At 59.9% G+C, this 25,291-nt stretch carries 26 protein-coding genes; 12 read left to right on the top strand and 14 right to left on the bottom strand.

The window, feature by feature from the left end; translation table 11 throughout:
* Positions 1–188: 188 nt before the first annotated feature.
* The 4 genes from LKD23_RS10370 (at position 189) to LKD23_RS10355 (ending at position 1,659) form a co-directional block, all read left to right on the top strand.
* Entirely contained in the window at positions 189–347 is a 159-nt protein-coding gene (locus tag LKD23_RS10370) for a hypothetical protein (RefSeq protein WP_055186498.1), read from the top strand.
* A gap of 287 nt (positions 348–634) precedes the next feature.
* A complete protein-coding gene (locus LKD23_RS10365) occupies positions 635–838 on the top strand; it encodes a hypothetical protein (protein ID WP_227621566.1) in 204 nt (67 codons plus the stop codon).
* A 16-nt stretch (positions 839–854) separates the two neighbouring features.
* Positions 855–1,100: a hypothetical protein gene (locus tag LKD23_RS10360; RefSeq protein WP_227621565.1), complete on the top strand. Its 246-nt coding sequence runs from the start codon at positions 855–857 to the stop codon at positions 1,098–1,100.
* A 148-nt stretch (positions 1,101–1,248) separates the two neighbouring features.
* Positions 1,249–1,659 (top strand): zinc ribbon domain-containing protein, encoded by a 411-nt coding sequence (locus LKD23_RS10355; RefSeq protein ID WP_417097455.1) that lies wholly within the window; start codon positions 1,249–1,251, stop codon positions 1,657–1,659.
* 115 nt (positions 1,660–1,774) lie between these two features.
* Here LKD23_RS10355 and LKD23_RS10350 read toward each other — a convergent pair whose 3' ends face one another.
* The 5 genes from LKD23_RS10350 to LKD23_RS10330 form a co-directional block, all read right to left on the bottom strand.
* A complete protein-coding gene (locus LKD23_RS10350) occupies positions 1,775–3,430 on the bottom strand; it encodes an ABC transporter permease (protein ID WP_227621562.1) in 1,656 nt (551 codons plus the stop codon).
* Entirely contained in the window at positions 3,417–4,505 is a 1,089-nt protein-coding gene (locus LKD23_RS10345; protein ID WP_227621561.1) for an ABC transporter ATP-binding protein, read from the bottom strand. Before LKD23_RS10345 ends, LKD23_RS10350 begins: the two co-directional genes overlap by 14 nt.
* A 24-nt stretch (positions 4,506–4,529) precedes the next feature.
* Entirely contained in the window at positions 4,530–5,618 is a 1,089-nt protein-coding gene (locus LKD23_RS10340; RefSeq protein WP_227621560.1) for an extracellular solute-binding protein, read from the bottom strand.
* Between the two features lie 137 nt (positions 5,619–5,755).
* Entirely contained in the window at positions 5,756–6,532 is a 777-nt protein-coding gene (locus LKD23_RS10335; RefSeq protein ID WP_227621559.1) for a response regulator transcription factor, read from the bottom strand.
* A gap of 3 nt (positions 6,533–6,535) precedes the next feature.
* Positions 6,536–8,236, bottom strand: a complete 1,701-nt coding sequence (locus LKD23_RS10330; protein WP_227621558.1) for a sensor histidine kinase — start codon at positions 8,234–8,236, stop codon at positions 6,536–6,538.
* A gap of 182 nt (positions 8,237–8,418) precedes the next feature.
* Here LKD23_RS10330 and LKD23_RS10325 point away from each other — a divergent pair, with 182 nt between their 5' ends.
* A complete protein-coding gene (locus tag LKD23_RS10325; RefSeq protein WP_227621557.1) occupies positions 8,419–9,360 on the top strand; it encodes a tRNA dihydrouridine synthase in 942 nt (313 codons plus the stop codon).
* 48 nt (positions 9,361–9,408) lie between these two features.
* On the opposite strand, the gene LKD23_RS10320 is transcribed toward LKD23_RS10325, so the two are convergent.
* Positions 9,409–9,654 (bottom strand): IreB family regulatory phosphoprotein, encoded by a 246-nt coding sequence (locus LKD23_RS10320; RefSeq protein ID WP_149794943.1) that lies wholly within the window; start codon positions 9,652–9,654, stop codon positions 9,409–9,411.
* Positions 9,655–9,804: 150 nt separating this feature from the next.
* Between LKD23_RS10320 and LKD23_RS10315 the strand changes: the two genes are divergently transcribed.
* Both LKD23_RS10315 and LKD23_RS10310 read left to right on the top strand, forming a co-directional pair.
* A complete protein-coding gene (locus LKD23_RS10315; protein WP_227621556.1) occupies positions 9,805–10,212 on the top strand; it encodes a holo-ACP synthase in 408 nt (135 codons plus the stop codon).
* A gap of 137 nt (positions 10,213–10,349) precedes the next feature.
* Positions 10,350–10,700 (top strand): type II toxin-antitoxin system PemK/MazF family toxin, encoded by a 351-nt coding sequence (locus LKD23_RS10310; RefSeq protein ID WP_227621555.1) that lies wholly within the window; start codon positions 10,350–10,352, stop codon positions 10,698–10,700.
* 113 nt (positions 10,701–10,813) lie between these two features.
* Here LKD23_RS10310 and LKD23_RS10305 read toward each other — a convergent pair whose 3' ends face one another.
* The 4 genes from LKD23_RS10305 to LKD23_RS10290 all read right to left on the bottom strand — a co-directional run bounded on the left by LKD23_RS10305 (position 10,814) and on the right by LKD23_RS10290 (position 14,212).
* Positions 10,814–11,209: a metal-dependent transcriptional regulator gene (locus tag LKD23_RS10305; protein ID WP_227621554.1), complete on the bottom strand. Its 396-nt coding sequence runs from the start codon at positions 11,207–11,209 to the stop codon at positions 10,814–10,816.
* 153 nt (positions 11,210–11,362) lie between these two features.
* Positions 11,363–11,920 (bottom strand): Fe-S-containing hydro-lyase, encoded by a 558-nt coding sequence (locus tag LKD23_RS10300; RefSeq protein ID WP_227621553.1) that lies wholly within the window; start codon positions 11,918–11,920, stop codon positions 11,363–11,365.
* A 264-nt stretch (positions 11,921–12,184) separates the two neighbouring features.
* On the bottom strand, positions 12,185–13,024 hold the full coding sequence (locus LKD23_RS10295; RefSeq protein ID WP_227621552.1) for a fumarate hydratase: 840 nt from the start codon (positions 13,022–13,024) through the stop codon (positions 12,185–12,187).
* Positions 13,025–13,039: 15 nt separating this feature from the next.
* Entirely contained in the window at positions 13,040–14,212 is a 1,173-nt protein-coding gene (locus LKD23_RS10290) for an NAD(P)-dependent malic enzyme (RefSeq protein WP_227621551.1), read from the bottom strand.
* 221 nt (positions 14,213–14,433) lie between these two features.
* Here LKD23_RS10290 and LKD23_RS10285 point away from each other — a divergent pair, with 221 nt between their 5' ends.
* The gene (locus tag LKD23_RS10285) at positions 14,434–15,573 is read left to right on the top strand and encodes a trigger factor (RefSeq protein WP_227621550.1); all 1,140 of its coding nucleotides are present in this window, start codon (positions 14,434–14,436) and stop codon (positions 15,571–15,573) included.
* Positions 15,574–15,640: 67 nt separating this feature from the next.
* Here the strand turns inward: LKD23_RS10285 and LKD23_RS10280 are convergent, their stop codons facing one another.
* Positions 15,641–16,072, bottom strand: coding sequence for an RrF2 family transcriptional regulator (locus tag LKD23_RS10280; protein WP_227621567.1), 432 nt, complete (start codon positions 16,070–16,072; stop codon positions 15,641–15,643).
* 277 nt (positions 16,073–16,349) lie between these two features.
* Here LKD23_RS10280 and cysK point away from each other — a divergent pair, with 277 nt between their 5' ends.
* The 3 genes from cysK to LKD23_RS10265 all read left to right on the top strand — a co-directional run bounded on the left by cysK (position 16,350) and on the right by LKD23_RS10265 (position 21,645).
* Positions 16,350–17,282, top strand: a complete 933-nt coding sequence (gene cysK / locus LKD23_RS10275; RefSeq protein WP_227621549.1) for a cysteine synthase A — start codon at positions 16,350–16,352, stop codon at positions 17,280–17,282.
* A gap of 255 nt (positions 17,283–17,537) precedes the next feature.
* The gene (clpB, locus tag LKD23_RS10270) at positions 17,538–20,150 is read left to right on the top strand and encodes an ATP-dependent chaperone ClpB (protein WP_227621548.1); all 2,613 of its coding nucleotides are present in this window, start codon (positions 17,538–17,540) and stop codon (positions 20,148–20,150) included.
* 178 nt (positions 20,151–20,328) lie between these two features.
* Positions 20,329–21,645 (top strand): HlyC/CorC family transporter, encoded by a 1,317-nt coding sequence (locus LKD23_RS10265; RefSeq protein ID WP_227621547.1) that lies wholly within the window; start codon positions 20,329–20,331, stop codon positions 21,643–21,645.
* 68 nt (positions 21,646–21,713) lie between these two features.
* Here LKD23_RS10265 and LKD23_RS10260 read toward each other — a convergent pair whose 3' ends face one another.
* The 3 genes from LKD23_RS10260 to LKD23_RS10250 form a co-directional block, all read right to left on the bottom strand.
* The gene (locus LKD23_RS10260) at positions 21,714–22,616 is read right to left on the bottom strand and encodes a DegV family protein (RefSeq protein ID WP_227621546.1); all 903 of its coding nucleotides are present in this window, start codon (positions 22,614–22,616) and stop codon (positions 21,714–21,716) included.
* Positions 22,617–22,650: 34 nt separating this feature from the next.
* Complete coding sequence (locus LKD23_RS10255) at positions 22,651–23,946, bottom strand: adenylosuccinate synthase (protein ID WP_227621545.1); 1,296 nt, start codon at positions 23,944–23,946, stop codon at positions 22,651–22,653.
* Positions 23,947–24,142: 196 nt separating this feature from the next.
* Positions 24,143–24,346 (bottom strand): DUF896 domain-containing protein, encoded by a 204-nt coding sequence (locus LKD23_RS10250; RefSeq protein WP_227621544.1) that lies wholly within the window; start codon positions 24,344–24,346, stop codon positions 24,143–24,145.
* 289 nt (positions 24,347–24,635) lie between these two features.
* On the opposite strand from LKD23_RS10250, the gene LKD23_RS10245 reads away from it, so the two are divergent.
* Positions 24,636–25,253, top strand: a complete 618-nt coding sequence (locus LKD23_RS10245) for an epoxyqueuosine reductase QueH (protein ID WP_227621543.1) — start codon at positions 24,636–24,638, stop codon at positions 25,251–25,253.
* Positions 25,254–25,291 lie beyond the last annotated feature (38 nt).

The following is a 25,291-nucleotide window of genomic DNA, read 5'->3' as shown; positions in this document are numbered from 1 at the left end:
TCAACTTCACGGATGATGCCAAAACGGTCACCCGTGAGGAAGTGTTGGGTTCGAGTGCCGTGGACAATGCTCCACCACAAATCCCCAAACCAAACGGTTTGGGGATTTTTTGTTTGCTGTAGCGCCGCCGAGGCAGATGTGATATACTCGGCGTAACAAATCGAAATTTGACAAAGGAGTGTGATGATATGGGTAAAGCGATTTTGGCAGCAATCGTTACATTGATTGTTGGTTATTTAGGTATGGTCGTAGGACTTGAACTTTTAGGTAATTGGGTTGAGTTTGGATTGCTCATTGCTATTGCAGTAATGGGTGCTTTTATCATCTACTTCAATGACAAGAAGTAAGACAATCCCAGTTTGCCGTACTCCTTCCAGCAGGGTTTGAGGCAGGCACGCCCCAACAAGAAGCTGTCCCAAAGGGGCAAGAATTTTCAAGATGGGACACAGATTTTATTCTTGACCCTCAGAAAGAAAAGTACGTTGCCAAAACCGAAGAGGGTGAAATCGTTGCGCTGGGTGCTTACCGTGTTCGGGAAGGAAGCGTAGCGGTCTATATTGCCTACATCGAAAGCCAGCCGGAAAGCAACCCCACTCTGACAAGGCAAAAGAAGTATCAGGGCATTGGGAAAGCCATGATCGCATTCGGCATCCAGCTTTCGATCGATGCAAACTGCAACGGCGTGGTTGTTTTTGAAGCAAAAACAGACGAGCTGGAACAGCATTATATCCGGGATTTTGGCGCACGTCCGGTAGCATCTCTGTATCCGGATGGACCCAAGACTTTTATGATTGCTGATCAGGCAGCTAAAGATATTTTTTCTTCGTATCTTTTCTGAGAAAGGAGAAAATTATATGAAAGAGTACAATAAAGATTTTGACCTTGATTTTTCTCCCATGTCAGATGAAACCATGTCGTGGCTGGACGAACTGCTTATGACTTGTAAGCACTTTAATGTGGATTACTATAATGCGTCTGAAAAAGACCGTGCCTTTGTGGAGGCCGTAGCACGAAAAAATTATGGTCTGAAACAGGCTTACGCCAATGGAAAAACCGCTTCCACCGTTGCGCCATTCTTTGGCATTCATCGTGCCGGCTGAGCACATCAGGTTCGCCTGCCATGGACATGCTCCACCGCAAAAATCACCCTCCTCCGCAACCGCTCGTTGCTTGCTTTTCACTGCTTTTCTGATACACTGGACACAGAAGGCGGTGATAACAATGAACACAAAAGACATTCTCCGACAGTTGCGGGTTCAGAAAGGGCTTTCGCAGGACGAACTAGCCGAAAAGCTCTACGTGACCCGGCAGGCGGTGTCCCGCTGGGAGACGGGCGAGACGACGCCGAACGTCGAAACGCTGAAACTGCTCTCGCGTTTTTTTGATGTCTCCATCAACACCCTGCTGGGCACTCCCCGAGCACTGGTCTGCCAGTGCTGCGGGATGCCGCTGGACGATGCGAGCCTCAGCCGCGAGCTGGACGGCGCGTTCAACGAGGACTACTGCAAATGGTGCTACCACGACGGCACGTTCCAGTACGAAAGCAAGGAGCAGCTCATCGATTTCTGCGTCGAACACATGGCCACCGAAACTTGGCCCAAAGAGCAGGTTCGCGCCCACATGGAAGCGGTCGTTCCCCTACTCAAGCACTGGAAATAACAAAACGAGAGGCAGACGCCCCACACAGGAGCGTCTGCCTCTCGTTTTGTTCCGGGCTGTTGCAGAGCAGCCCAATTTGGAAACCCAGTGATAAAAGGAGAACGGGGGAAATCGTTTAAAGGCTGATGTCCTTGCCGCCGTTGAGCTTGCTGAAGGCCAGCAGGGAGATGACGGTCAGGATGGTCATGATGGTGGACAATGCGGCTGCGGTGCCGTAGTTGCCGCGGATGACCTCGGTGTAGATGGCCACCGTCAGGGTCTTGGTCTTGCCGGTATACAGGATGATGGCGGTGGACAGCTCACTGATCATCGTGACCCAGCTCAGGATAGCACCGGAGATGATACCGGAGGCCATCATGGGCACCGTGATGCGGAAGAATGCCTTCATCTTCGAAGCACCCAGCGAGATGGCGGCTTCCTCGATGCTCATGGGGATCTGCTGCAGAATGGCCACCGACGAGCGGATGGTATAGGGCAGACGCCGGATGATGAGGGCCACCACCATGATGAGCATGGTGCCGCTGATGAGGAGCGGGGGCTTATTGAAGCCGATGAGCAGCGCAATGCCAAGGACCGTGCCGGGCACGATGTAGGGGATCATCGAGAGGATATCCACCACGTTGGTCAGGGCGTTGCGGCGGCGCACCACCAGATAGGCGATGAGGACAGCCAGCAGCACGATGACGACCAGCGCCAGCAGGGGGATGATGATGGTGTTCTGGATGCTGCGGCCCAGCTTGCCGATGGCGGTCTGGTAGCTCTGCAGCGAGTAGCCGTCCACGAAGATCTTGCCCTGCGTGTTCTTGAACGAGGTGTAGATGACGTAGGCCTGCGGCAGGATGGCGATGCCCACCACAAGGTAGACCGCCAGATGCACCAGAGCGTTGATGCCCTTGCGGGCCTCGCGCTCCTCCACGGGGTGCATACTGTTCAGCGCGAAGGCGTTCTTGTTGGAAACGTACTTCTGGACGAGGAAGACCAGCGTGGTGATGACGATGGCGATGACGGCGATGGCGGCTGCAAAGCCGTCGCTGCCGCCGACCTCGTTGATGAACTCGGTGTAGAGGACGACGGGGAAGGTGCGGTAGCCCTCGCCGATGAGCATCGGGGTGCCGAAGTCTGCAAAGGAGCGCATGAACACCAGCAGAGCTGCGGCCAGCAGGGTGGGCATGATAAGGGGCACGACCACCTTGAAGAAGCAGGCAATGCCCGAGCAGCCGAGGTTCTCAGCCGCCTCGATGAGGGAGTTGTCGATGTTCTTCAGCGCGCCCTTGGCGTAGAGGAACACCAGCGGGAACAGCTGGAGTGTCATGACCAGCACGATGCCGCCGAAGCCGTAGATTTCCGGGATGGCGATGCCGAAGTTCTTTAAGAAGGTGGTGATGACGCCGCTGCGGCCCAGCAGCAGGATCCACGAGTAGGCACCGATGAAGGGGGCCGACATGGATGCCACCACGATGAGGATGTTCAGCACGCTCTTGCCCTTGATCTTAAAGATCGTGAACAGGTAGGCCAGCGGGGTGCCGATGGCGATGGAGAGCACCGTCGCCGTGATGGACACCTTGAAGCTGTTGATAAGGGTATCGAAATAGTAGCTCTTGGAGAAGAACTTGGTGAAATAAGCCAGCGTGAAGCCGCCGGTGTCGGGGTCCATCACAGACTGCCGGATGAGGTACGCCATCGGGTAAAGCAGGAACAGCGCATAGAGGGCGATCGTTACCAGCGTGATGGCACCCCAGACATCAAGACGGAACTTATTATTGTTTTTCATAAGCGTCGCTCCTGATGAGATTGGTATCGCCGTCCTTGGTAAAGACGTTGATCTTCTCTTTCTTGACCTTCAGCAGCACCTTCTCGCCCTTCTTGAGGCCCTCGCCGATGGAGGACTCCTCCACGATCTCCACCGAGTCACCCTGATCGGTGTCGATGGTGTAGTGGGTGTTGAGGCCGAGGTAGGTGCACTCCTGCACGGTGCCGTGGATGCCCTCGGTGCCATCCTTGCAGATGATGAACTCCTCCGGGCGGATGGAGCAGCGCACCTCCTGCTCTGCGGCCTTGTCCAGAGCGTCGATGTGCTCATGGTAGCCGTCCGCAAAGGTGATGACGCCGCCCTTGACATGGGCGTTCACGATGTTGGTGCGTCCGATGAAGGTGGCCACGAAGACATTCTTCGGGCGCTGGTAGATGTCGCGGGGGGTGCCGACGTGCTGGATGACGCCATCCTTCATGACGGCGATGCGGTCACTGATGGCCATTGCCTCTTCCTGATCGTGGGTGACATACACGGTGGTGATGCCCACGCTCTTCTGGGTGTGGCGGATGACGCTGCGCATCTCGATGCGGAGCTTTGCGTCCAGATTGGACAGCGGCTCGTCCATCAGCAGCACATCCGGCGAGATGACCAGCGCGCGGGCCAGTGCGATGCGCTGCTGCTGGCCGCCGGACAGCTGGTTGGGCATACGGTCGGCATACTGCATGATCTGCATCAGGTTCAGGAACTCATCCGTCCGCTTCTTGATCTCGGCCTTGTCCACCTTGCGGTTCTTCAGGCCGAAGGCCACATTGTCCCGGACGGAGAGGTTCGGGAAGATGGCGTAGTTCTGGAACACCATGCCGATGTTGCGCTTGCTGGGGTCCATATCGTTGATCCGCTTCTCATTGAAGAAGATGTCGCCGCCCTCGATGGAGTTGAAGCCTGCGATCATACGGAGAAGGGTGGTCTTGCCGCAGCCGGAGGGGCCGAGCAGGGTGAACAGCTCCCCATCTCCGATCTCCAGATTCAGATCCGGGATGACCGTATTATTCCCGTAGCGCTTTACTGCGTCTTTAACTGATATTCTGCTCATACTAGCCTCCTGCTGCCCTTCGAATTACTTGCTCTGCAGATCGGTGAAGATCTCGGTGTACTTGTCCACCAGCTCTGCCTTGTGGGCGCTGACGTAGGGGATGTCCTCTTCGATGACATTGATGTCTGCCATCGGGGTCATAGCGTCGTTGGTGGCGGCGTCCTTCATGACGGGGCGGTTGGTCAGGGTGCTGCCCCAGATGTTCTGCACTTCCTCGCTCAGGATGAAGTCGATGAACAGCTTGGCGTTGTCCATGTTCTTTGCGCCCTTGATGATGGTGGCGGAAGCAGGCAGGAAGACGGTGCCCTCCTTCATGTAGACGAGCTTGACGGGTGCGCCGTCCAGAACCAGCTGTGCGCAGGGATCCTCATAGGACAGGCCCACCACATACTCACCGTCGGCGACTCCCTTGTAGACGGCGCTGGAGCTTTCGCAGATCTTGCCGTCCACGTTCTCGAACAGGTCGTGGACGTACTGCCATGCCTTATCGTCCTCATAACCGCCCATCGCCAGCAGCATATTGGTCAGGTGTGCAAAGGCAGAAGAGGAGTTGGCCGGGTCGGCGGTGGCGATCTTACCCTTCAGCGCAGGGTTCAGCAGATCTTCGTAGCCCTCGATCTTGATGTCGCCGATGAGGTCGGTGTTGACGATGAGAACGCTGCCGTCCAGCACGTTGCCGGTGATGAAGCCGCACTTATTCTTGTAGGCATCGATGACGTTGCCGTCGTTGGCCGAGACATACGGCTCCCACAGATCCTCGTTGGTGTACATCAGCGACCAAGAGCCGCCGAACAGGACGTCGGCGTAGGGGTCATTCTTCTCGGACTGGATGCGCTTGACCAGCTCGCCGGTGCCGGCCTGGATCAGCTCGACATTGACGCCGTACTTTTCCTCGAACAGGGGGATGGTGGCGTTCAGCAGGCCTTCCGAGTTGGGCGAATAGATGACGATGTCGCCGCCGCCCTGTGCAGCAGTACCAGAAGCGGCAGTGGAAGCAGCGGTAGAACCGGCAGAAGAGGTGCTGGCGGAGGAGCCGCCGCAAGCGCTCAGAGCAGCAGAAGCTGCGATAACACCGGTAGCCATCAGGAACGAACGACGAGAAATCTTTTTCATAGTAAAAACCTCCATTTTTTACCTGAAACCTTTCGATAGTCCCATTTTAATGCTTTCCGCACAAAAATAATACTCAATTTGCAGAACAAATAGAAAAAATACCGAACAGGGGCTGTTCGGTATTTTTTCATTTTCTCCTATTTCAGGGTGCTCTGGTACTCCCGCACCGAGCAGCCCATGTATTTTTTGAAGACGTGGCTGAAGTACTTGTACTCGCCGATGCCGCACTCCCATCCGATCTGCGAGATGGGCAGCTCCCCTTTCCGGATGAGTTCAAGAGCGTTCTGGATGCGGCAGCGGTTGAGGTAGTCGATGACCGTCGTGCCAAGCTCTTTCTGGAACTTCTGGTTGATGTACCGCTCCGAGTAGTGGAACTGCTCCTGCAGGTCGGCAAGCGTGATCTTGCTCTGGTAATTCTCCTTCAGATAGGCCACGATGCGCAGCACCAGCGGGTCGGTGACTTTTTCCTCGCTGAGGGGCGGCAGGGCGGTCCGGCTGCGGACAGCCTCCGCCTCATCCTCCCGCTTCTGGAGATACTGGCTGTCCCCCGCGAGGCGGACGGCCTTTTCCAGCGCAGCGCCCATCTCGTCCATGTCGAGGGGCTTGAGCACATAGTCCGACACACCGTTCCGGATGGCCTGCTGGGCATACTCGAACTCCGAGTAGCCCGTCAGGATGATAGCGATGTACTTGTACTCCTCCCGGGTGTCGGCGATCATCTCAAGGCCGCTCTTCACCGGCATGGTGATGTCGGTGATGACGATGTCGGGCCGCAGCTCTGCGATCTTTTCTTCGCCCACTGCCCCGTTCTCGGCCTCCGCCACGACGCTGCACCCATATTCCTCCCACGGCACCGAATAGCGGATGCCCTTGCGGATGATCTCTTCGTCTTCTACCAGCAGAACGCGATACATGGTCTACCTCCCTCCCCGCCGGAGCTTGAGCTTCACCGTGAAGCCCTCGCCCTCGGCGCTGTCAATGGTCAGGCCGCTGTCGCCGCCGTAGCCCAGCCAGATGCGGCGGTTGATGTTTTGCAGGCCGTTGTGTTCAATGTTCACTTCCTCTGAGCGCAGGATGCCCCGCAGCTGTTCCAGCGTCGCTGCGTCCACCCCGCCGCCGTTGTCCTCTACCGTGAAATAGAGCGCGTCCTCCTCCAGCCAGCCCCGCGTCCTGACGTGGATGCGGGGCTTCTTCTGAAAGCCGTATTTGATGCTGTTCTCCAGCAGAGGCTGCAAAAGCAGCTTCGGGATGATGAACTCCATGCAGGCGTCGTCGATGTCCATCTCGTAGGAGAAGTTCGCGCCGAAGCGGGTGGACTGGATGACGAGATAGTCCTGCAGATACTTCAGGTCTTCCCGGACGGTGACGTTATGCTTGGTGTTGTTGATGCTGTAGCGCAGGATGCCGATGAACCGCCCGATGAGCTGCTGGGCGCGCTGGGGGTCCGCCGGGATGAGATAACGGATGTTGTCCAGTGTGTTATAGATAAAGTGGGGGTTGATCTGGGCCTGCAGGTTCTGCATCTCCATCCGGCTGTTCACCTCGACGAGGTCCATGTTCCGCTGGCTCAGCTCCTGAATGCTGCGCACCATCTTGTTGACCTGATGGGCGATCTCTTCGATCTCGTCGCCGGTGTCGATCTCAATGATATGGTCGGGGTCTTCCTTCCGGATGAACCGGATCTCCTGCACGAGGGTGTCCACCGACTTCACCATCTGCTCGGTCATGACGTGCATGATGCGGACGAACATCGCCGACCAGCTCAGGCCCAGCATCAAAATCAGGAACAGCCCCACCAGAAGATAATCGTAGTTCGGGGGCGAGTAGATGAAGGAATAAGCCAGCACCGTGCCGTTTTCCAGCGAGCGGCTGCTGCGCAGATAGCGGCTCCCATCCACCTTCACATACCGCGCCGCGTCGGCGGGGCGGTATTTGTTGGCGTTCTTCTGGGAGAGGAAGGAGGCGTTCGAGCAGGCGATGACATCGCCGTTGGGCTTGGTGAGGATGGCGTCGTACTGGTATCGGCTGAACAGCTTCGTCCAGTCGTTCTCGTTCAGATAGACCGCCGCCGCACCCTGATATTCGCCGTCCCGGTAGAGGGGGTGTATCATGACGTATTCCGAGCTGTTGGCCCGGAAGTGGTAGACCGTGGTATAGACGGCCCGCATGAGGTGGCAGGCGTTTTCCTCCGCGATGCGGTTGAACTCCTGCCGGTGCAGGTTCATCTCCCCCTCTGAGAAGGTCGTGAACCGCACCTCTCCCTTGGAGTCGGTCAGGATGAGCTGGAGCTCCACAAGGGCCGAGACGTTGTACTGGCTGATGAGATAGCGCAGATTGTCCTGATCCTTCCGCCGGTCGGAGAGGAACAGCTCGGTGTGGTCCGCGTCCAGCAGGAACGCCGCCGTGTCGTTGTACACCTCTTGGAAGGTAGCGGCGACGCCCGCGAGATGGTCTTCCCGCCGGGCGTTCTGGTTCAGGGTGTTCACGGCGGCGATGGCCACGAGGAACAAAAGGCACCCCAGAAGCAGGCTCGTGACCAGCCTGCGGGAAACGCTCCGCTCCAGTTCCCGCCGGAAGCGGCTCTTTTTGTAGGTGCGGTCGGGGGAATGATAGTCCATGCTTCAGCGCTCCTGCCTTTATTTTTTCGGGGCTTCGGCAAACTTTGCCATGCTTCGATTATAATGCCTCCGGACGGATGCGTCAACCGGGCCGCAGTGTTTTCGCTCCCGGGTATAGCGCACCGCCCCGCAGTATGGTATACTCGGAAGCAGACTGGACGATAAAAAAGGAGAACGATCCGATGCAATACTATACCGCCCCCATGGAGGGGCTGACGGACCGCATCTGGCGGCAGGCACATCAGCGCTGGTTCGGCGCACCGGGCGCACCCGCCCGTTATTACGCGCCCTTCCTCTCCCCGCCCGAGAACCGGGTGCTCATCAAGAAGAAGATGGCCGAGCTTGACCCGGCGGCGAACCCCGGCGCGCCCGTCATCCCCCAGCTCCTCGCCAAGGACGGCGCACTGGCCGCATGGATGGTCACAGAGCTGCGCAGGCTGGGCTACACGGAGGTGAACCTCAACTTCGGCTGTCCCTCCGGCACTGTGACCGCCAAGGGCAAGGGTGCCGGGATGCTGCGGGACCCTGCAAAGCTCGAGGCCTTTCTGGACGAATTCTTTTCCCGGACGGAGGGGCCTGTCTCGGTCAAGACCCGGCTGGGCGTCACCCGTCCCGAGGAGTTCGACGCCATCCTCGACATCTATAACCGCTACCCCATCTGTGAGCTGACCATCCACCCCCGGGTCATGCGCCAGCTCTACCGGGGCGAGGCCGACCGCGCTGCCTTTGCAGCCTGTCTGCCCCGCTGCCGGATGCCCGTCTGCTACAACGGCGACATCACCACCCCGGCCCAGCTGGCCGCGCTGGAGGCAGAGCATCCGGCCCTCTCCGGCATCATGGTGGGCCGGGGCCTCATCGCCGACCCGGCCTTGCTGCGGCAGGCCGTGGGCGGTGCCCCTGCCAGCAAAGAAGAGCTTCGCGGCTACCTCGACGAGCTGTATCACGGCTACACCGCGCTGTTCGGCGCGTCCAGCTGCGCCGTCAGCCGGATGAAGGCCCACTGGCACTACCTCATCTGCCGGTTCGAGGGGTCGGAGGCGCTGGAAAAGCAGCTGCGCAAGGCCCGGGAGGGCTGGGAGTATGAGGTGGTCGTGAACCAAATCTTCACTCTTCCTCTGAAATGAAAAAGCCTGCCGCCCCGGAGGGACAGCAGGCCAGAAGGCGAAGGAACCTCAGACGTTCAGATAGCTGCGCAGCATGGCCTGCAGCAGATCGTCACGGTCTACTTTGCGGATAAGGGAACGCGCTCCTTTGTAAGTCGTGATATAGGTAGGATCTTCGGACAGGATATAGCCCACCAGCTGATTGACGGGGTTATAGCCTTTTTCCTTGAGTGCGTCGTACACCTGCTGCACGACTTCATGGATCTCGATGTCCTTCTGATCATGGATGGAAAAAATGGCAGTAGCGTCGCCCACGAAATACACCCCCTTAAATAACTATGATTCATTGTACACGACTTGCGGCAAAACTTCAAGTTTCCCCGGCGAGATTTGCACATTTTGCTTAAATTTTTTCGATTTTATCATGCAAATCAGCAAAGCTGTTTTTGCAGAAAGAGGCATATTATGATCTATGGCATCGGCTGCGACCTCTGCAGCACCGCCCGGATGGCAAAGAGCCTCGGCGGTGCCCACGGCCCTGCTTTTGCGGCCAGAGTCTTCGGCCCGTCCGAGCGGGAGGCTCTGGGCCTTACAGGGAGCATCCCGGACCCGCTCAGCGCCCACAAATCCGCCAGCGCGGCGGCAGATTTTGCCGCGAAGGAAGCCTTCCTCAAGGCGGCAGGCACCGGCCTTGCAGGGCCTTTCGCCCTCTGCGAGATCGAGGCCGTCCGGCTGGAAAGCGGCGCTCCGGAATACCGCTTTTCGGGCGGCAGCGCACGGTGGATGGCCGCACACGGCCTGCGGGCCAGTCTCTCCCTGAGTCACGACGGCGGCATGGCGCTGGCGTTCTGCATTCTGGAAACGGAAACCTGAATCTCCCTCCCGCATACAATGAGAGCAAGCTGTCCCCGCGTGCATAGCCTGCCCCCTGCCTGCCCATAATAAGGCCAGCAGAGGACGGCACCGCGCACCACATAGCGGGCCTCCCAGTATGCAAGGAGGGAGTTTTCATGGAGGTACACAGAGGAGAAGTTTTTTACGCCGACCTTTCGCCGGTGGTCGGCTCGGAGCAGGGCGGCGTCCGCCCGGTGCTCATCGTCCAGAACGAGATCGGCAACCGGCACAGCCCCACGGTCATCGCAGCCGCCATTACATCCCGGCTGGACAAAGCCCGGCTTCCCACCCACATCAACATCCGGGCCGCCGACACGGGCCTCGCCAAGGACAGCGTCGTCCTGCTCGAGCAGATCCGCACGCTGGACAAACACCGCCTGCGGGAGCGGGCCGGGCAGATCACCGCCGAGGACCAGCGCCGGGTGGATCAGGCACTGGATGTGAGCCTCGGCCTCAGCTCCTATTGAGAAGCCGTTTTGATCGGCACTATTTTTGAAAATTGCGATAAGACAGACAGCCGCCTCCACGCATTTGTGGAGGCGGCTGTCTGCTTTTTTATTGGAGATTCAAATTGAATGGATCACTCGGACTTCTGGACGCTGCCCTCTGCGTCGTGGAGCAGGGCATATTCCCGAATCTTTTCCAGCGTCTGCTCGCTCAGGATATGCTCTGCCTTGCAGGCATCCTCGGCGGCGACCTCTTCGTCCACACCCAGCTGCACGAAGAAATGGGTCAGCAGGCGGTGACGGCTGTAGATGCGCTCTGCGATCTCGCGGCCCGGCTCCAGAAGGGTCAGGTTGCCCTCGCCGTCCACCGCAATGTAGCCGTTCTCCCGCAGCTTTTTCATCGCAATGCTGACGCTGGCCTTGGTATAGCCCAGCTCGTTGACCACGTCGATGGAGCGCACGCGGCCCATCCGCTGGGTCAGCATAAGGATAGTCTCAAGATAATCTTCTGCGGATTGGTGGATCTGCATGGTTTTGTCGGCCTCCTGCCTCGTAAAATTCCCTGTCCGGGGCACACAGGCGTTCCGGTCTGGTTTGTTATAGGATACCACATTCCGTATCGTGTTGCAAGCCATTCGCAGAAAGTTTGTCAAATCAAACCAATTCCACCCTGCGCAATTTCGTCATTTTACCGTCTCGAGATAGGCCGCCGGGCCGGCCTCGTAGAGGTCGCCGCCGTGGGCGTCGAGGATGACCGTCAGCGGCATTTTTTCCACCGTCAGGCGGCGGACGGCCTCGCAGCCGAGGTCGGGCCATGCGATGACCTCCAGCGTCTGGACGCTCTGGGCCATCAGCGCACCGGCGCCGCCCAGCGCGGCCAGATAGACCGCGCCGTTGCGGACGACGGCCTCTTTGACTGCCGCGTCCCGCTTGCCCTTGCCGATCATGATCTTATTGCCGAGGTCCAGCAGGCGGGGACTCATGGCGTCCATCCGTCCGCTGGTGGTCGGCCCGGCCGAGCCGATGACCTCGCCGGGACGCTCCGGCGTCGGGCCGACGTAGTAGATGGCGCTGCCCTCCAAGTCGAAGGGGAGCTTTTCGCCCCGGTCCAGCGCTTCCAGCATCCGCTTGTGGGCCTGATCGCGGGCGGTGTACACCACACCGGACAGCAGCACCGTGTCTCCCGCCTTCAGGGGCGCGAGGTCTGCCGCCGTGCAAGGCGTGTTCAGTTCGTATTGCATCTTGTATTCTCCTTTAGCGTCCTTGCCCTCTCAGGCCGCTTCGCGTCCAGCTCTCCCAGAGGGAGAGCCTTTCGCCTACCGGCAAGCTCCAAGCCTCTCCCTTTGGGAGCAACAGTTCTGACCGCCGCCAGTGGCGGAAACAGGGAAGAGCTGTTGGGGCCGCGGCCAGCAAGACGCAAGTACTTTTCAAAGTACGAAGCGAATGCTGGGTGCCGCAACCCGGGCCGTGGCATTGCGAAGCAATGACGGAGAGGGCTAGCCCTCTTATAACACCGCAGATGCCCGCCGGGTGACATGGCAGGACACATTGACCGCCACGGGCAGACCCGCCACATGGGTAGGCATCTGCTCGATAGCAAGGCCGAGGCAGGTGGTCTTTCCACCGAAGCCCTGCGGCCCGATGCCCAGAGCATTGATGGCCGTCAGCAGCTCCCCCTCGAGGGCGGCGTAGTAGGGGTCCGGGTTCGGAACATCCAGCGGGCGGAGAAGGGCCTTTTTGGCAAGATACGCCACCTTATCAAAGCTGCCGCCCACGCCGATGCCCAGCACGATGGGCGGGCAGGGGTTCGAGCCAGCCAGCCTGACTGTCTCCACCACAAACTTCTTGAAGCCCTCCACGCCGTCGGCGGGCTTGAGCATCCGGATGCGGCTCATGTTCTCGCTGCCGAAGCCCTTCGGCGCCACGGTGATGGTGCAGCCGTCGCCGTCCACCAGATGCACCGTGATGGCGGCGGGGGTGTTGTCGCCGGTGTTGCCCCGGCGCAGCGGGTCGGCCACGATGCTCTTGCGCAGGTAGCCGTCGGTGTAGCCCCGCCGCACGCCCTCATGGATGGCGGCTTCAAAGCTGCCCTCGATGTGGACCTCCGTGCCCAGCTCCACAAACACGCAGGCCATGCCGGTGTCCTGACAGATGGGCAGAGCTTCTTCCCTCGCCGCTGCAAGGTTCGACCAGAGCAGGTCGAGGGTATTTTTTGCCAGCGGCCACGGTTCCTCGGCCCGGGCCTTGTCCAGCGCCTCCTGCACGTCCCGGGGCAGGCGGGTGTTGGCCTCGATGCAGAGACGGGCCACAGCGTCCGTGATTTGCTGTGCCGTGATCGTCCTCATGGAAACGCCCTCCGCTTACAGTCGGGCCACGCCGCTCTCGCGGGCAGCCTTTGCCACGGCAGATGCCACCGCATCGGCCACCCGGGGGTCGAATGCGCCGGGGATGATGTTCTCCTCGCTGCGGTCCTCGTCGGTGATGAGGTCAGCGATGGCGTAGGCGGCGGCCAGCTTCATCGTATCGTTGATGTCCCGGGCACGGACGCTCAGCGCGCCCTTGAACAGGCCCGGGAAGCAGAGGACGTTGTTGACCTGATTGGGGAAGTCGCTGCGGCCGGTGGCCATGACGCGGACGCCGCCCGCCTTGGCCTCGTCGGGCATGATCTCGGGGGTGGGGTTGGCCATGGCAAAGACGATGGCGTCCTTGTTCATGGTCTGGCACAGCTCGGTGGTCAGGATGCCGGGCTTGGACACGCCGATAAAGACGTCCGCGCCCGCAAGGGCCTCCTTCAGGCCGCCCTTGATCTGGCGGGGGTTGGTCACTTCACCCAGCCAGTTCTTGTGGGCCTCGGCGCTGTTGCAGCCCTTGTACAGGGTGCCGAACTGGTCCACGGCGATGATGTCTCTGGCACCGGCGGTCATCAGCATCTTGATGATGGCCGTACCGGCCGCACCGGGGCCGTTCAGGACGATGTGGACGTCCTCCATCTTCTTGCCCACCACACGCAGGGCGTTGATGAGGGCAGCGGTGACGACGATGGCCGTGCCATGCTGGTCGTCGTGGAAGACGGGGATGTCCAGCTCACGCTCCAGCGTCTCCTCGATCTCGAAGCACTCGGGGCTTTTGATGTCCTCAAGGTTGATGCCGCCGAAGGTGGGGGCGATGGCCTTGCAGGCCGCGATGACGCTGGCTGCATCGTGGGCGTCGATGCAGATGGGGAAGGCATCCACGCCGCCGAACTCCTTGAAGAGCACAGCCTTGCCCTCCATGACCGGCAGACCGGCCTCGGGGCCGATGTCGCCCAGTCCCAGCACAGCCGTGCCATTGGAGACGACGGCCACCATGTTGCCCTTGAAGGTGTACTTGTAGACGTCCTCGGGGTCTGCCTTGATGCGGCGGCAAGGCTCGGCCACGCCGGGGGTGTAGGCGGTGGACAGGTCATCCCGGGTCTTGACCTCTACCTTGCTCACGATGCCCACCTTGCCGTGGTGGCTCTCGTGCATTTCCAGAGCTGCTTTGTTGAAATCCATTGGCTTTTTCCTCCTTATTAACCCCATTGTATCAGAACCCCTCCCCCATTTCCACCGGTTTTCCGCCTTTTTCCCCTCTCCGGCCCCAAAAGTCCGACAAAGGACGGGCAGAGTGTGGAAATTTTGCAAAAAACTTTTCTTTTTCATTTTTAGCCTTTATAATAGAGGTTGTTTTTCGAATCACCGGCAAAATACCGGTCTACCAACAGGAGGGAATTCTTTTGAAACGTATCTTCACCAAGGCGCTCTGCCTTGTCTGCGTCGGCGCTCTGGCGCTGAGCCTCGCGGCCTGCGGCGGCAAGGCCGACAGCGCCGCGTCCAGCACGGCGTCTTCTTCCACGCTCGGCAGCGCGGCCGACTACGATTACCAGAACTTCAACTACAGCGACGGTCTGGACGAAAAGGGCTACTGGGAGGGCATCCGGGCGCTGGACTATGTGACCCTGCCCGAGGACTTTGCATCCGTCGCCGTCAAGCGCTCGGACGTCGAACCCACCAGCGAGGAGGTCGAGAAGCAGATCAGCGATCTTCTGAGTCGGTATTCCTCCACCAACCACGTCACCGACCGCGCCGCCGACGACGGCGACACCGTCAACATCAACTACACCGGCTCGGTGGACGGTGTGGCGTTCACTGGCGGCAGCGCAGAGAACTATGACCTGACGCTGGGCAGCAACACCTTCATCGACGGCTTCGAAGAGCAGATCGTCAGCCACAAGCCCGGCGAGACCTTCGACGTCAACGTCACCTTCCCCGACGGCTACAGCGACTCCACCGACGCCAGCGGGAATACTGTGAAACTCAGCGGCCAGAAAGCCGTCTTTACCGTGACGCTCAACTACATCAGCGAGAGCGTCCTGCCCGAGCTGACCGACGCATGGGTGGCCAGCAACTTCGGCTCCTCCAATAACCTTTACACCGCAGAGGCCCTCCGCGCCTACTATCAGGACCAGCTCTACACCTCGAACCTGAACACCGCCGTCATGGACGACCTGATGGCCAACTCCACCTTCAAGTCCATCCCCCAGCAGGTGATGGATTATCAGGTCAACCAGTGCCTCAACTATTACAGCACGCTGGCGGGCTACTACGGCTATGACCTCGACGGCCTCGTCCAGAATCTGCTGGGCTACGAGAGCACCGACGATATGCTGGCCCACCTCGAGAGCAGTCTGGAAAACTACTCCAAGGAAGCTTTGCTCTATCAGGCCGTGGCTGAGTCGCTGGACATCACCCCCACGCAGGAGCAGCTGGACGCCTACTCCGATTATAAGGACACCTACGGCTCGAACTACTGCACGATGGTAGCCCTGATGGACGCCGTCACCGACACGCTGACCAGCGGCGCGGTCGTGTCCTGAAAAAATCGCATCTGATCACACGAAAAAAAACTCCCTGCCGACGGCGGGGAGTTTTTTTTGCCCAGATTCAGATGACGTAGTCGTTGCCCGCCTCCTCCGGCGAGGCAAGGTCGGCGATGGTGATGTGGCTGAAGTAGTCCTCGATGAGGTCGTCCAGCCCCTTCCACATCTGATAGGTGCGGCAGCTGCCGATCCGCTGGCAGGTGGGCGCACCCTGTACAAGGCAGCTCACCGGTGCGAGGCTCCCCTCGGTAAGGGTCAGCACCTCGCCGACGGTATACTGGTCTGGGTCACGGGTCAGGCGGTAGCCGCCGCCCTTACCCCGCAGGCCCTCGAGGAAGCCGTTCTGCACCAGCACCTTGAGGATGTTTTCGAGGTATTTTTCGGAGATCTCCTGCCGGGCGGCGACCTCCTTCAGGGGGACATATTTCTCCGTCCGATGCTCGGCCAGATCTATCATCACACGCAGCGCATAGCGCCCCTTGGTGGAAACGATCATAGACATTCCTTTCTCTTCTTTCCTGTTTTGGTCTTGCAGCGCCGCCGGGCGGGCTGCGGGATCTGTTCTGAATAAGTTTTAACCTATTATACAACAGGGTTTATAACTTTTCAATCGGAAATTTTCGATTTTCCATTGACAAGTGCCCCAAAGGAGGCTATAATACAGCCAAACCCACAAACCACCTTGGTTTAACGGGAATAAAGGGGACATCAAGATGACACCGGTCAGGCCGGTGCAGCCGGGCGCATCGCCCGCAATAGGGAGGTTTACTATTATGAGCAAGATCTATACTTCCGCAGACCAGCTGATCGGCCACACCCCGCTGCTGGAACTGACCCACATTGAGAAGGACGAAAACCTTTCCGCCAAGCTGCTGGCAAAGCTGGAATATTTCAACCCCGCCGGTTCCGTCAAGGACCGCATCGCCAAAGCCATGATCGATGACGCCGAGGCCTCCGGCAAGCTGAAGCCCGGCTCCGTCATCATCGAGCCGACCTCCGGCAACACCGGCATCGGTCTGGCCGCTGTGGCCGCCGCCAAGGGCTACCGCATCATCATCGTGATGCCCGAGACCATGAGCGTCGAGCGCCGCCAGCTGATGAAGGCCTACGGCGCAGAGCTGGTGCTCAGCGAGGGTGCAAAGGGCATGAAGGGTGCCATCGCCAAGGCCGATGAGCTGGCGAAAGAGATCCCCAACTCCTTCATCCCCGGCCAGTTCGTCAACCCGGCCAACCCCAAGGCCCACATCGCCACCACCGGCCCTGAGATCTGGGACGACACGGACGGCAAGGTGGACATCTTCGTGGCCGGCGTCGGCACCGGCGGCACTGTGACCGGCGTGGGCCAGTACCTCAAGAGCAAGAACCCCGGCGTCAAGGTCGTGGCCGTCGAGCCTGCCTCCTCCCCCGTCCTGAGCAAGGGCACCGCCGGTGCCCACAAGATTCAGGGCATCGGCGCCGGCTTTGTGCCCGACGTGCTGGACACCAAGGTCTACGACGAGATCATCGCCGTGGAAAACGAGGACGCCTTTGCTGTGGGCCGTCTCATCGGCCACAAGGAGGGCGTGCTGGTGGGCATCTCCTCCGGCGCTGCCGTCTGGGCTGCCATCCAGCTGGCAAAGCGCCCCGAGAACGCCGGTAAGAACATCGTCGTCCTTCTGCCCGACACCGGCGACCGCTATCTGTCCACCCCGCTGTTTGCTGAATAAGCTTCTCATTCCTTCCGCCCCTGCCGTGGTCTTCCGCCCGGCAGGGGCTTTTTGTCTGCGCTGCCGAAACGATATGGTGTGATTTTTTACAAGTTTGCAAACTTTTTGTGAATCCATGCCGCCGCTTGGATTTCCCTATTGACATTGTGGATTGTTTGGAGTATATTTTTAGCAGTCGATGAGCAAGAGTGCTAAAGCAGCATTCCGACCCACCGCCTGAATCTCAACTTCCGGTATGAATGGAGGCTTGACTTTATGAATACCAATCAATATACCCAGAAGACCCTTGAGGCTCTGCAGGCCGCACAGCAGCTGGCTGTGGAGTATCAGCACAATGCACTGGAGCCGGAGCATCTGCTCCACGCTCTGGCCACGCAGGAGCAGGGCCTGATCCCTCAGCTGCTCCAGAAATTGAACGTAGACGCAGGCAGCTTCTCCGCCGCTGTGGCCGAAAAGCTCTCTGCGATGCCCCGGGTGTCCGGCTCTGGCCGCGACCCCGACAAGGTCTATATCTCGCAGGCCACCGATAAGGTGCTGAGCGCTGCCGCCCGCGAAGCCAAGGCCATGAAGGACGACTATGTAAGCGTCGAGCACGTCTTCCTCGCTTTGCTGGACGAGCAGACCCAGAACACCTCTGAGCTGTTCCGTGCCTTCGGCATCACGAAGGATAAGTTCTTACAGCAGCTCACTGCCGTCCGCGGCAACCAGCGCGTGACCAACGATAACCCCGAGGACACCTACAATGCCCTCCAGAAGTACGGTCAGGATCTGGTCGATCTGGCCCGCAAGCAGAAGCTGGACCCCGTCATCGGTCGCGATCAGGAGATCCGGAACGTCATCCGCATCCTGTCCCGTAAGACCAAGAACAATCCCTGCCTCATCGGTGAGCCGGGCGTCGGCAAGACGGCCATCGCCGAGGGTCTGGCCCAGCGTATCGTCCGGGGCGATGTGCCCGAGAACCTGAAGGACCGCATCGTGTTCAGCTTGGACATGGGCGCTCTGGTGGCCGGTGCAAAGTACCGCGGCGAGTTCGAGGAGCGCCTGAAGAGCGTCCTGAACGAGGTAAAGAAGAGCGAGGGCAAGATCATCCTCTTCATCGATGAGCTGCACACCATCGTCGGCGCAGGCAAGACCGACGGTGCGATGGACGCCGGCAACCTGCTGAAGCCCATGCTGGCCCGCGGCGAGCTGCACTGCATCGGCGCCACCACGCTGGATGAGTACCGCCAGTATATTGAGAAAGACCCTGCCCTCGAGCGCCGCTTCCAGCCGGTACAGGTGGACGAGCCCACCGTCGAGGACACCATCTCCATCCTGCGCGGCCTGAAAGAGCGGTATGAGGTCTTCCACGGCGTAAAGATCAGCGACAACGCCCTCATCGCCGCCGCGACCCTCTCCGACCGCTATATCACCGACCGCTTCCTCCCCGATAAGGCCATCGACCTTGTGGATGAGGCCTGCGCCATGATAAAGACCGAGATGGACAGTATGCCCAGCGAGATGGACGACCTCGCCCACCGCATCACCCAGCTGCAGATCGAGCAGGTCAGCCTGAAAAAGGAGACCGACGCTCTGAGCCAGAGCCGTCTGAAGGACCTCGAAAAAGAGCTGGCCGAGCTGCAGGATAAGTTCCGCAGCATGAAGGCAAAGTGGGAGAACGAGAAGAATGCCATCGGCAAGGTGCAGTCTCTGCGCGAGCAGATCGAGCAGACCAATGCCGCCATCGAGAAGGCCCAGCGCGAATACGACCTGAACAAGGCCGCCGAGCTGAAATACGGCAAGCTGCCCCAGCTGCAAAAAGAGCTGGAAGAAGAGGAGAAGGTCGCCGCCGCCAAGAAGGAAGACAGCCTGCTGCGCGACCGCGTGACCGACGAAGAGATCGCCCGCATCGTGGCCCGCTGGACCGGCATCCCCGTGGAGAAGCTGGTGGAGGGCGAGCGCGAGAAGCTGCTGCATCTGGACGATGTGCTCCATAAGAGGGTCATCGGCCAAGATGAGGCCGTCACCAAGGTGAGCGAGGCCATCCTGCGCAGCCGCGCCGGCATCGCCAACCCCAACCGCCCCATCGGCAGCTTCCTCTTCCTCGGCCCCACCGGCGTCGGCAAGACCGAGCTGGCAAAAGCTCTGGCACAGGCCCTGTTCGACGATGAGCGGAACATGGTGCGGATCGACATGACCGAGTATATGGAGAAGTTCAGCGTCAGCCGCCTCATCGGCGCGCCTCCGGGATATGTCGGTTATGAAGAGGGCGGCCAGTTGACCGAGGCCGTCCGCCGCAAACCCTACAGCGTCGTGCTGTTCGATGAGGTGGAAAAAGCTCACCCCGATGTCTTCAACATCCTGCTGCAGGTTCTGGACGATGGCCGCATCACCGACAGTCAGGGCCGGACGGTGGACTTCAAGAACACCGTCATTATCCTGACCTCGAACCTCGGCAGCGACATCATCCTGAACGACCTTGAGCAGCGCCGCGCCGAAGGCTCCAACGAACTGAGCGCGGACGCCCGCAAGCAGATCGACCTGCTGCTGAAGTCGAAGTTCCGCCCCGAGTTCCTGAACCGTCTGGACGAGATCGTCTACTACAAGAGCCTGACGAAGGACGAGACCCGCAAGATCGTGGACCTGCAGCTGGAAGACCTGCGCCACCGGATGGACGAGGGCAAGCACCTCAAGCTGGACGTCACCACCGCCGCCAAGGACTTCATCATTGATTCGTCCTACGATAGCGTCTACGGCGCACGCCCCATCAAGCGGTTCATCCAGAGCCGTGTGGAGACCCTTATCGCCAAGGCCATCATTCAGGGCAGCTACCCCGAGGGTGCGACCCTGACCGTGGATTACGACGGCACCAGCCTCGTGCTCCGCTAAAAAACCGCAAACTTTTTACCTGTTTTATCTCTCCTCCTGACCGGAACGCTTGCACCGGCGGGTGGAATATGATATTATAGGCGTTGAACAAAGTGCTTTTCATCGTCGAAGGCAACGGTGGAAAGCACTTTTTGGTTAATATATTATTATAAGAAAGTAGAGTTGATTATCCTTTATTATGGACGATGGCAGTATAACGCTCTTGGTGGCGCTTGTGATCCTGATCGCGTTTTCCGCGTTCTTCTCCGCCTCTGAGACCGCATTTTCTTCCCTGAACCAGATACGCCTGAAAAGCCGCGCCGAGGAGGGCGACACCTCCGCCGCCCGGGTTCTGGCGATGGCCGAGAAGTACGACAAGCTTCTCTCCTCCATCCTTATCGGCAACAACATCGTGAACATCGCCGCCGCTTCCATCGGCACGGTCCTCTTTACCAAGTGGCTGGGTGAGGAGCGGGGTGCCACCGCCTCCACCATCGTGCTGACGATCGTTGTCCTCATCTTCGGCGAAGTGACCCCCAAGACCCTCGCCAAGGAGATGCCTGAGACCATCGCCACCGCCGTCTCCCCGGTGCTGAACCTGCTCCTGACCCTCTTCACCCCCCTGACATGGCTGTTCAGCCAGTGGAAAAAGCTGCTGGGCCACTTCGTCCACAGCAGCGAGAGCGACACCATCACCGAGGGTGAGCTGATCACCATGGTGAGCGAGGCCGAGAGCGACGGCGAACTGACCGACCGCGAAAGCCAGCTCATCCGCAGCGCCATTGAGTTCGATGACGTGGAGGTGGAAGAGATCCTGACCCCCCGTGTGGACGTGGTGGCCGTGGAGGACAATATTTCGCTGGAGCAGCTCGCCCAGACCTTCGCGGAGTCCGGTTACTCCCGCCTGCCTGTCTACCATGACACCATCGACAACATCATCGGCGTCGTGCACGAGAAGGACTTCTATCTGGCCCGGCTGAAAAAAACCGCCACACTGGAGGACCTCATCGCCCCCACCCTCTACACCACCGGCTCGACCCAGATCTCCCAGCTGCTGCGCACCCTGCGGGAGCAGCACCACCACATGGCCGTCGTCGTGGACGAATACGGCGGCACCGAGGGCATCATCACCCTCGAGGACATTCTGGAGGAGCTGGTCGGCGAGATCTGGGATGAACACGATGAGGCCACCGAGGACTTCCGCCAGCAGTCGGACGGCAGCTGGCTGGTGTCCGGCTCGGCCAGCGTAGACGACCTCTACGAGACGCTGGGCCTGCCCGAGGACGAGGACATCGACTCCAACACCGTCAACGGCCTCGTGCAGGAGAAGACCTGCCATCTGCCCAAGGTGGGCGACCACTTCACGCTGGGCGGCTACGAGGGCGTCGTGACCCGCACGGCCCGCCGCCGCGTCACCGAAGTCCGGCTGAGCCTCACCCCGGCGCAGGACGAGGACAAGGATAAGGACAAAGACAAGCGTTTCTCCCGCCTGCCTCAGCGCACCGAGAGCCGATAACTTCATCCGAACATACAAAAAGCTCCTCTCCCATCGTCGGGAGAGGAGCTTTTCCTGTTTTCTGCGCTTTACTGCTGCTTTTTCCAGCGGCGCATGACGCCCATGCCCAGCGCGTAGGGGCCGGTGTGCACTGCGATGGTGCAGCCGATCTGAAGCAGGCCCACCTCGCACGCGGCGGCAGGGTACTTGGCCCGCAGGGCGGCACGGGTCTGGAGCCAGAGCCGCCTGCCCTCTTCCTCGTCGTAGCCGTAGCCCACAATGAGGCGGTAGTCGTCCGGCGTGCCGCCGTTGGCATCCAGATAGTTCATCAGCTGGTCGAGGGCCTTCTCGAAGCTCTTCTGGCGTCCCCGGGCCACGCCGCCCGAGAAGATCTCGCCGTCCTTGAAGAGGATCATGGGCTTGATGCCCAGAAGGTTCGCCGCCCGGCCGGACACTTTGCCGATGCGTCCGCCCTTGATGAGGTAATCGAGGTTGCCCACCGTAAAGAAGATGTTGTTGGTGGCCTTTTCCGCCTCCAGCCACGTCACCGCCTCGTCCAGCGTGCAGCCTGCGTCCCGGATGGCCACCGCATTCTCCACCATCGTGGCCTCGGTGACGGTAGCCGCCGCCGAGTCGAGCACCTCGATCTTCGCGTCGGGATAGTCCTCGAGCACCAGCTCCCGGGCGTTGCGGGCACTGCCCACGCAGCCGCTCATCTTGCCGGTGAAGCAGAGGCAGAGGGTGGGCCGTCCTAGCTCTGCCTGACGGCGGAACACCTCCTCGAAATCCTCGATGGAAGCAAGGCTGGTCTTGGGGTAGGCCGAGGGGTTGTCCACCATGAACTGGTAGAAATCCCGCACAGCGATCTCCTTGCCCTCCTTGCGGTAGTGCTCACCATCCAGCGAAACATAGAACGGCACGACCTCCACACCCATCTTCTGGGCCATTTCCGGCGTCAGGTCGCAGGCGCTGTCGGTGATGATGTCAAACATAAGCGGCGATCCCTCTTTTCGGCAAATTCAAGGCTCAGACGACGTGGTGGATGTATGCCTCACGCTCTGCGCCCACAGAGATATAGGTGATCTTGCAGCCCACGGCCTTTTCCAGATACTCGACGTAGTCCCGGGCCTCTTTGGGCAGGTCCTCCCACTTGCGGGCAGCGGTGATGTCGCAGTGCCAGCCGGGCAGATACTCGACCACCGGCTGTGCGGTGTCCAGAGCCTCGCCCATGGGGAAGCGGGTGGTGGTAGTGCCGTCGGTCAGCTTATAGGCCGTGACCATGGGGATCTTCTCCATGTAGTCCAGCACATCCAGCAGGGTCAGCGCGACCTCGTCGCAGCCTTGGCAGAAGACACCGTAGCGGCTTGCCACCAGATCGATGGGGCCGACGCGGCGGGGACGACCGGTGGCGGCGCCGTACTCGTGGCCAGCCTCACGCAGGTCATGCTTCTCTTCCTCGGTCATGGCCAGCTCAGCGGCGAAGGGGCCGTCGCCGACGCAGGAGGAGTAAGCCTTCATGACGCCGATGGAGTTGGTCAGCTTGTGGCCCGGGATGCCTGCGCCGATGGGGGCGTAAGCACCGATGACGTTGGAGGAGGTGGTGTAGGGGTAGATGCCGAAGTCGATGTCGCGCAGAGCGCCCAGCTGGGCCTCGAACAGCACCTTCTTGCCCGCAGCGTCGGCGTCGGCCAGATACTGGCCCACATCGCAGATGTAGTCCTTGAAGATGGCGGCGTACTTCTCCAGCCATGCCCACATCTCGTCCACGCTGATGGGGGCGGCATTGTAGCTGCCCTCCATGACGAGGTTCTTGGAGTCCACCATGGTGACGAGGCGCTTGTGGACGGAGTCATCCAGATGGAGCAGGTCGCCCATGCGGAGGGTCTTCTTCATGTACTTGTCACCGTAAGCGTAGGCGATGCCCCGCTTGGTGGAGCCGAACTGTGCGCCGGTCTTGGACAGACGGGCCTCTTCCAGACCGTCCTGCTCCACATGATAGGGCATGGTGATGGTGGCGCGGTCGGAGATCTTCAGGTTGGCGGGGGTGATGGAGATGCCCTGCTCGCGCAGTTTGTTGATCTCACCGTCCAGATGGTGGGGGTCGATGACCATACCGTTGCCCATCACGCAGACAACATCGGGACGGAGGATGCCGGAGGGCAGCAGGTTCAGCACGAACTTGCCACGCTCGTTCTTCACGGTATGACCAGCGTTGTTGCCGCCCTGATAGCGCGCAACAATATCATACTCCTGGCTGATCAGATCGACCATGCGGCCCTTGCCCTCGTCGCCCCAGTTGATACCCGTAATTGCAGTAAGCATAATAAATGACCTCTTTATTGTTTTTCAAAAGACAGCCTTTTCCGTGCACCTTGCCCGGGATACGCCACCTTGGGAAACTTGTTTTCTGCCGTGCAGCTCCTCGCCGAAGCCCACAACAGCTCAAGTATAAGTATAGCACGCTTTTGCCCACAAAAAAAGAGGAAAAAGCGGTTTTGTACGACTTTTTCCTCCCCATTCAGTTCTTTTTGCTCACCTTGTGGATGGTGCCGTCCGGCTCTTTGATGGAGGTGCGCTCCAGCTGAGCGCGGAGGCTGGACTTCATATCCTCGATATACTCCTTGCGCAGCGCCTGCTGCTCGGTTTTTTCGGCCTCGGTCAGGCCGACGGTCTTGCTCTTGTGTGCCAGCTCGTTGATGCGGGCGATCTTTTCTTTGGTCATCGAAGTTTGCCTCCGTTTTCAATGCGTTTGTGATATAATAGAGCCAAAGGCTCTCCCTTTGGGAGAGCTGGCGCGTGAGCGCCTGAGAGGGCAAAGCTGTTGAGAAGGAGACACCCGCACGGCGATGATACCGCTCTGACAAAGGGCCTGCTTATCGCTATGCGGCGGGTTTACCGTCCCGGGCTTGCCCTCTCCGTCATTGCTTCGCAATGCCACCTCTCCCAAAGGGAGAGGCTTGAAGGGTGCTCTATCGAATCGTTACGTTTTAGTATAGCAAAGGACTTTTCTTATGTCAAACCAACTCAATTTTTCACAGCAGATGGACGAAGTGTTGAAAACTCTGGGCGCTTCCCGTCCCCGGCTGCTGCTGCACGCCTGCTGTGGGCCTTGCTCCAGCGCCGTGCTGGAGCGGCTGTGCCAGTATTTCGACATCACCGTCCTCTACTACAACCCCAACACATGGCCCGCCGCCGAGTATCACCGCCGGGGCGAGGAGCTGGAGCGTTTCGTCGCCGCCGCCCATCCGCTGGGGGTGACGGTGGTGGAGGACCGGTACGACCCGCAGGAGTTCTACTCCGCCGTGGCGGGCCTTGAGAATGAGCCGGAGCGGGGCGGACGCTGCACAGTCTGCTACCGGCTGCGGATGCGCCGCGCTGCCCAGTATGCCGCCGAGCACGGCTTCGACTGGTTCACCACCACCCTCTCCATCAGCCCCCATAAGGACGCCAAGCGCATCAACGCCATCGGGCAGGAGCTGGAACAGGAGTTCGGCGTCCGGCACCTGCCCTCCGACTTCAAGAAGCAGAACGGCTATCTGCGCTCCCTGCAGCTGTCGGAGGAATACGGCCTCTACCGGCAGGATTACTGCGGCTGCGAGTTCAGTGCAAAGGCCCGCGGCATCGAATGACCAGAAGGGGGGGGGGGGGGGGGGGGGGGGGGGGGGGG

It is taken from the genome of Faecalibacterium butyricigenerans, assembly GCF_020687345.1.
Taxonomy (GTDB): domain Bacteria; phylum Bacillota; class Clostridia; order Oscillospirales; family Ruminococcaceae; genus Faecalibacterium; species Faecalibacterium butyricigenerans.
The sequence above is the reverse complement of the archived record's forward strand: the minus strand, read 5'-3'. Positions and strand labels throughout refer to the sequence as shown.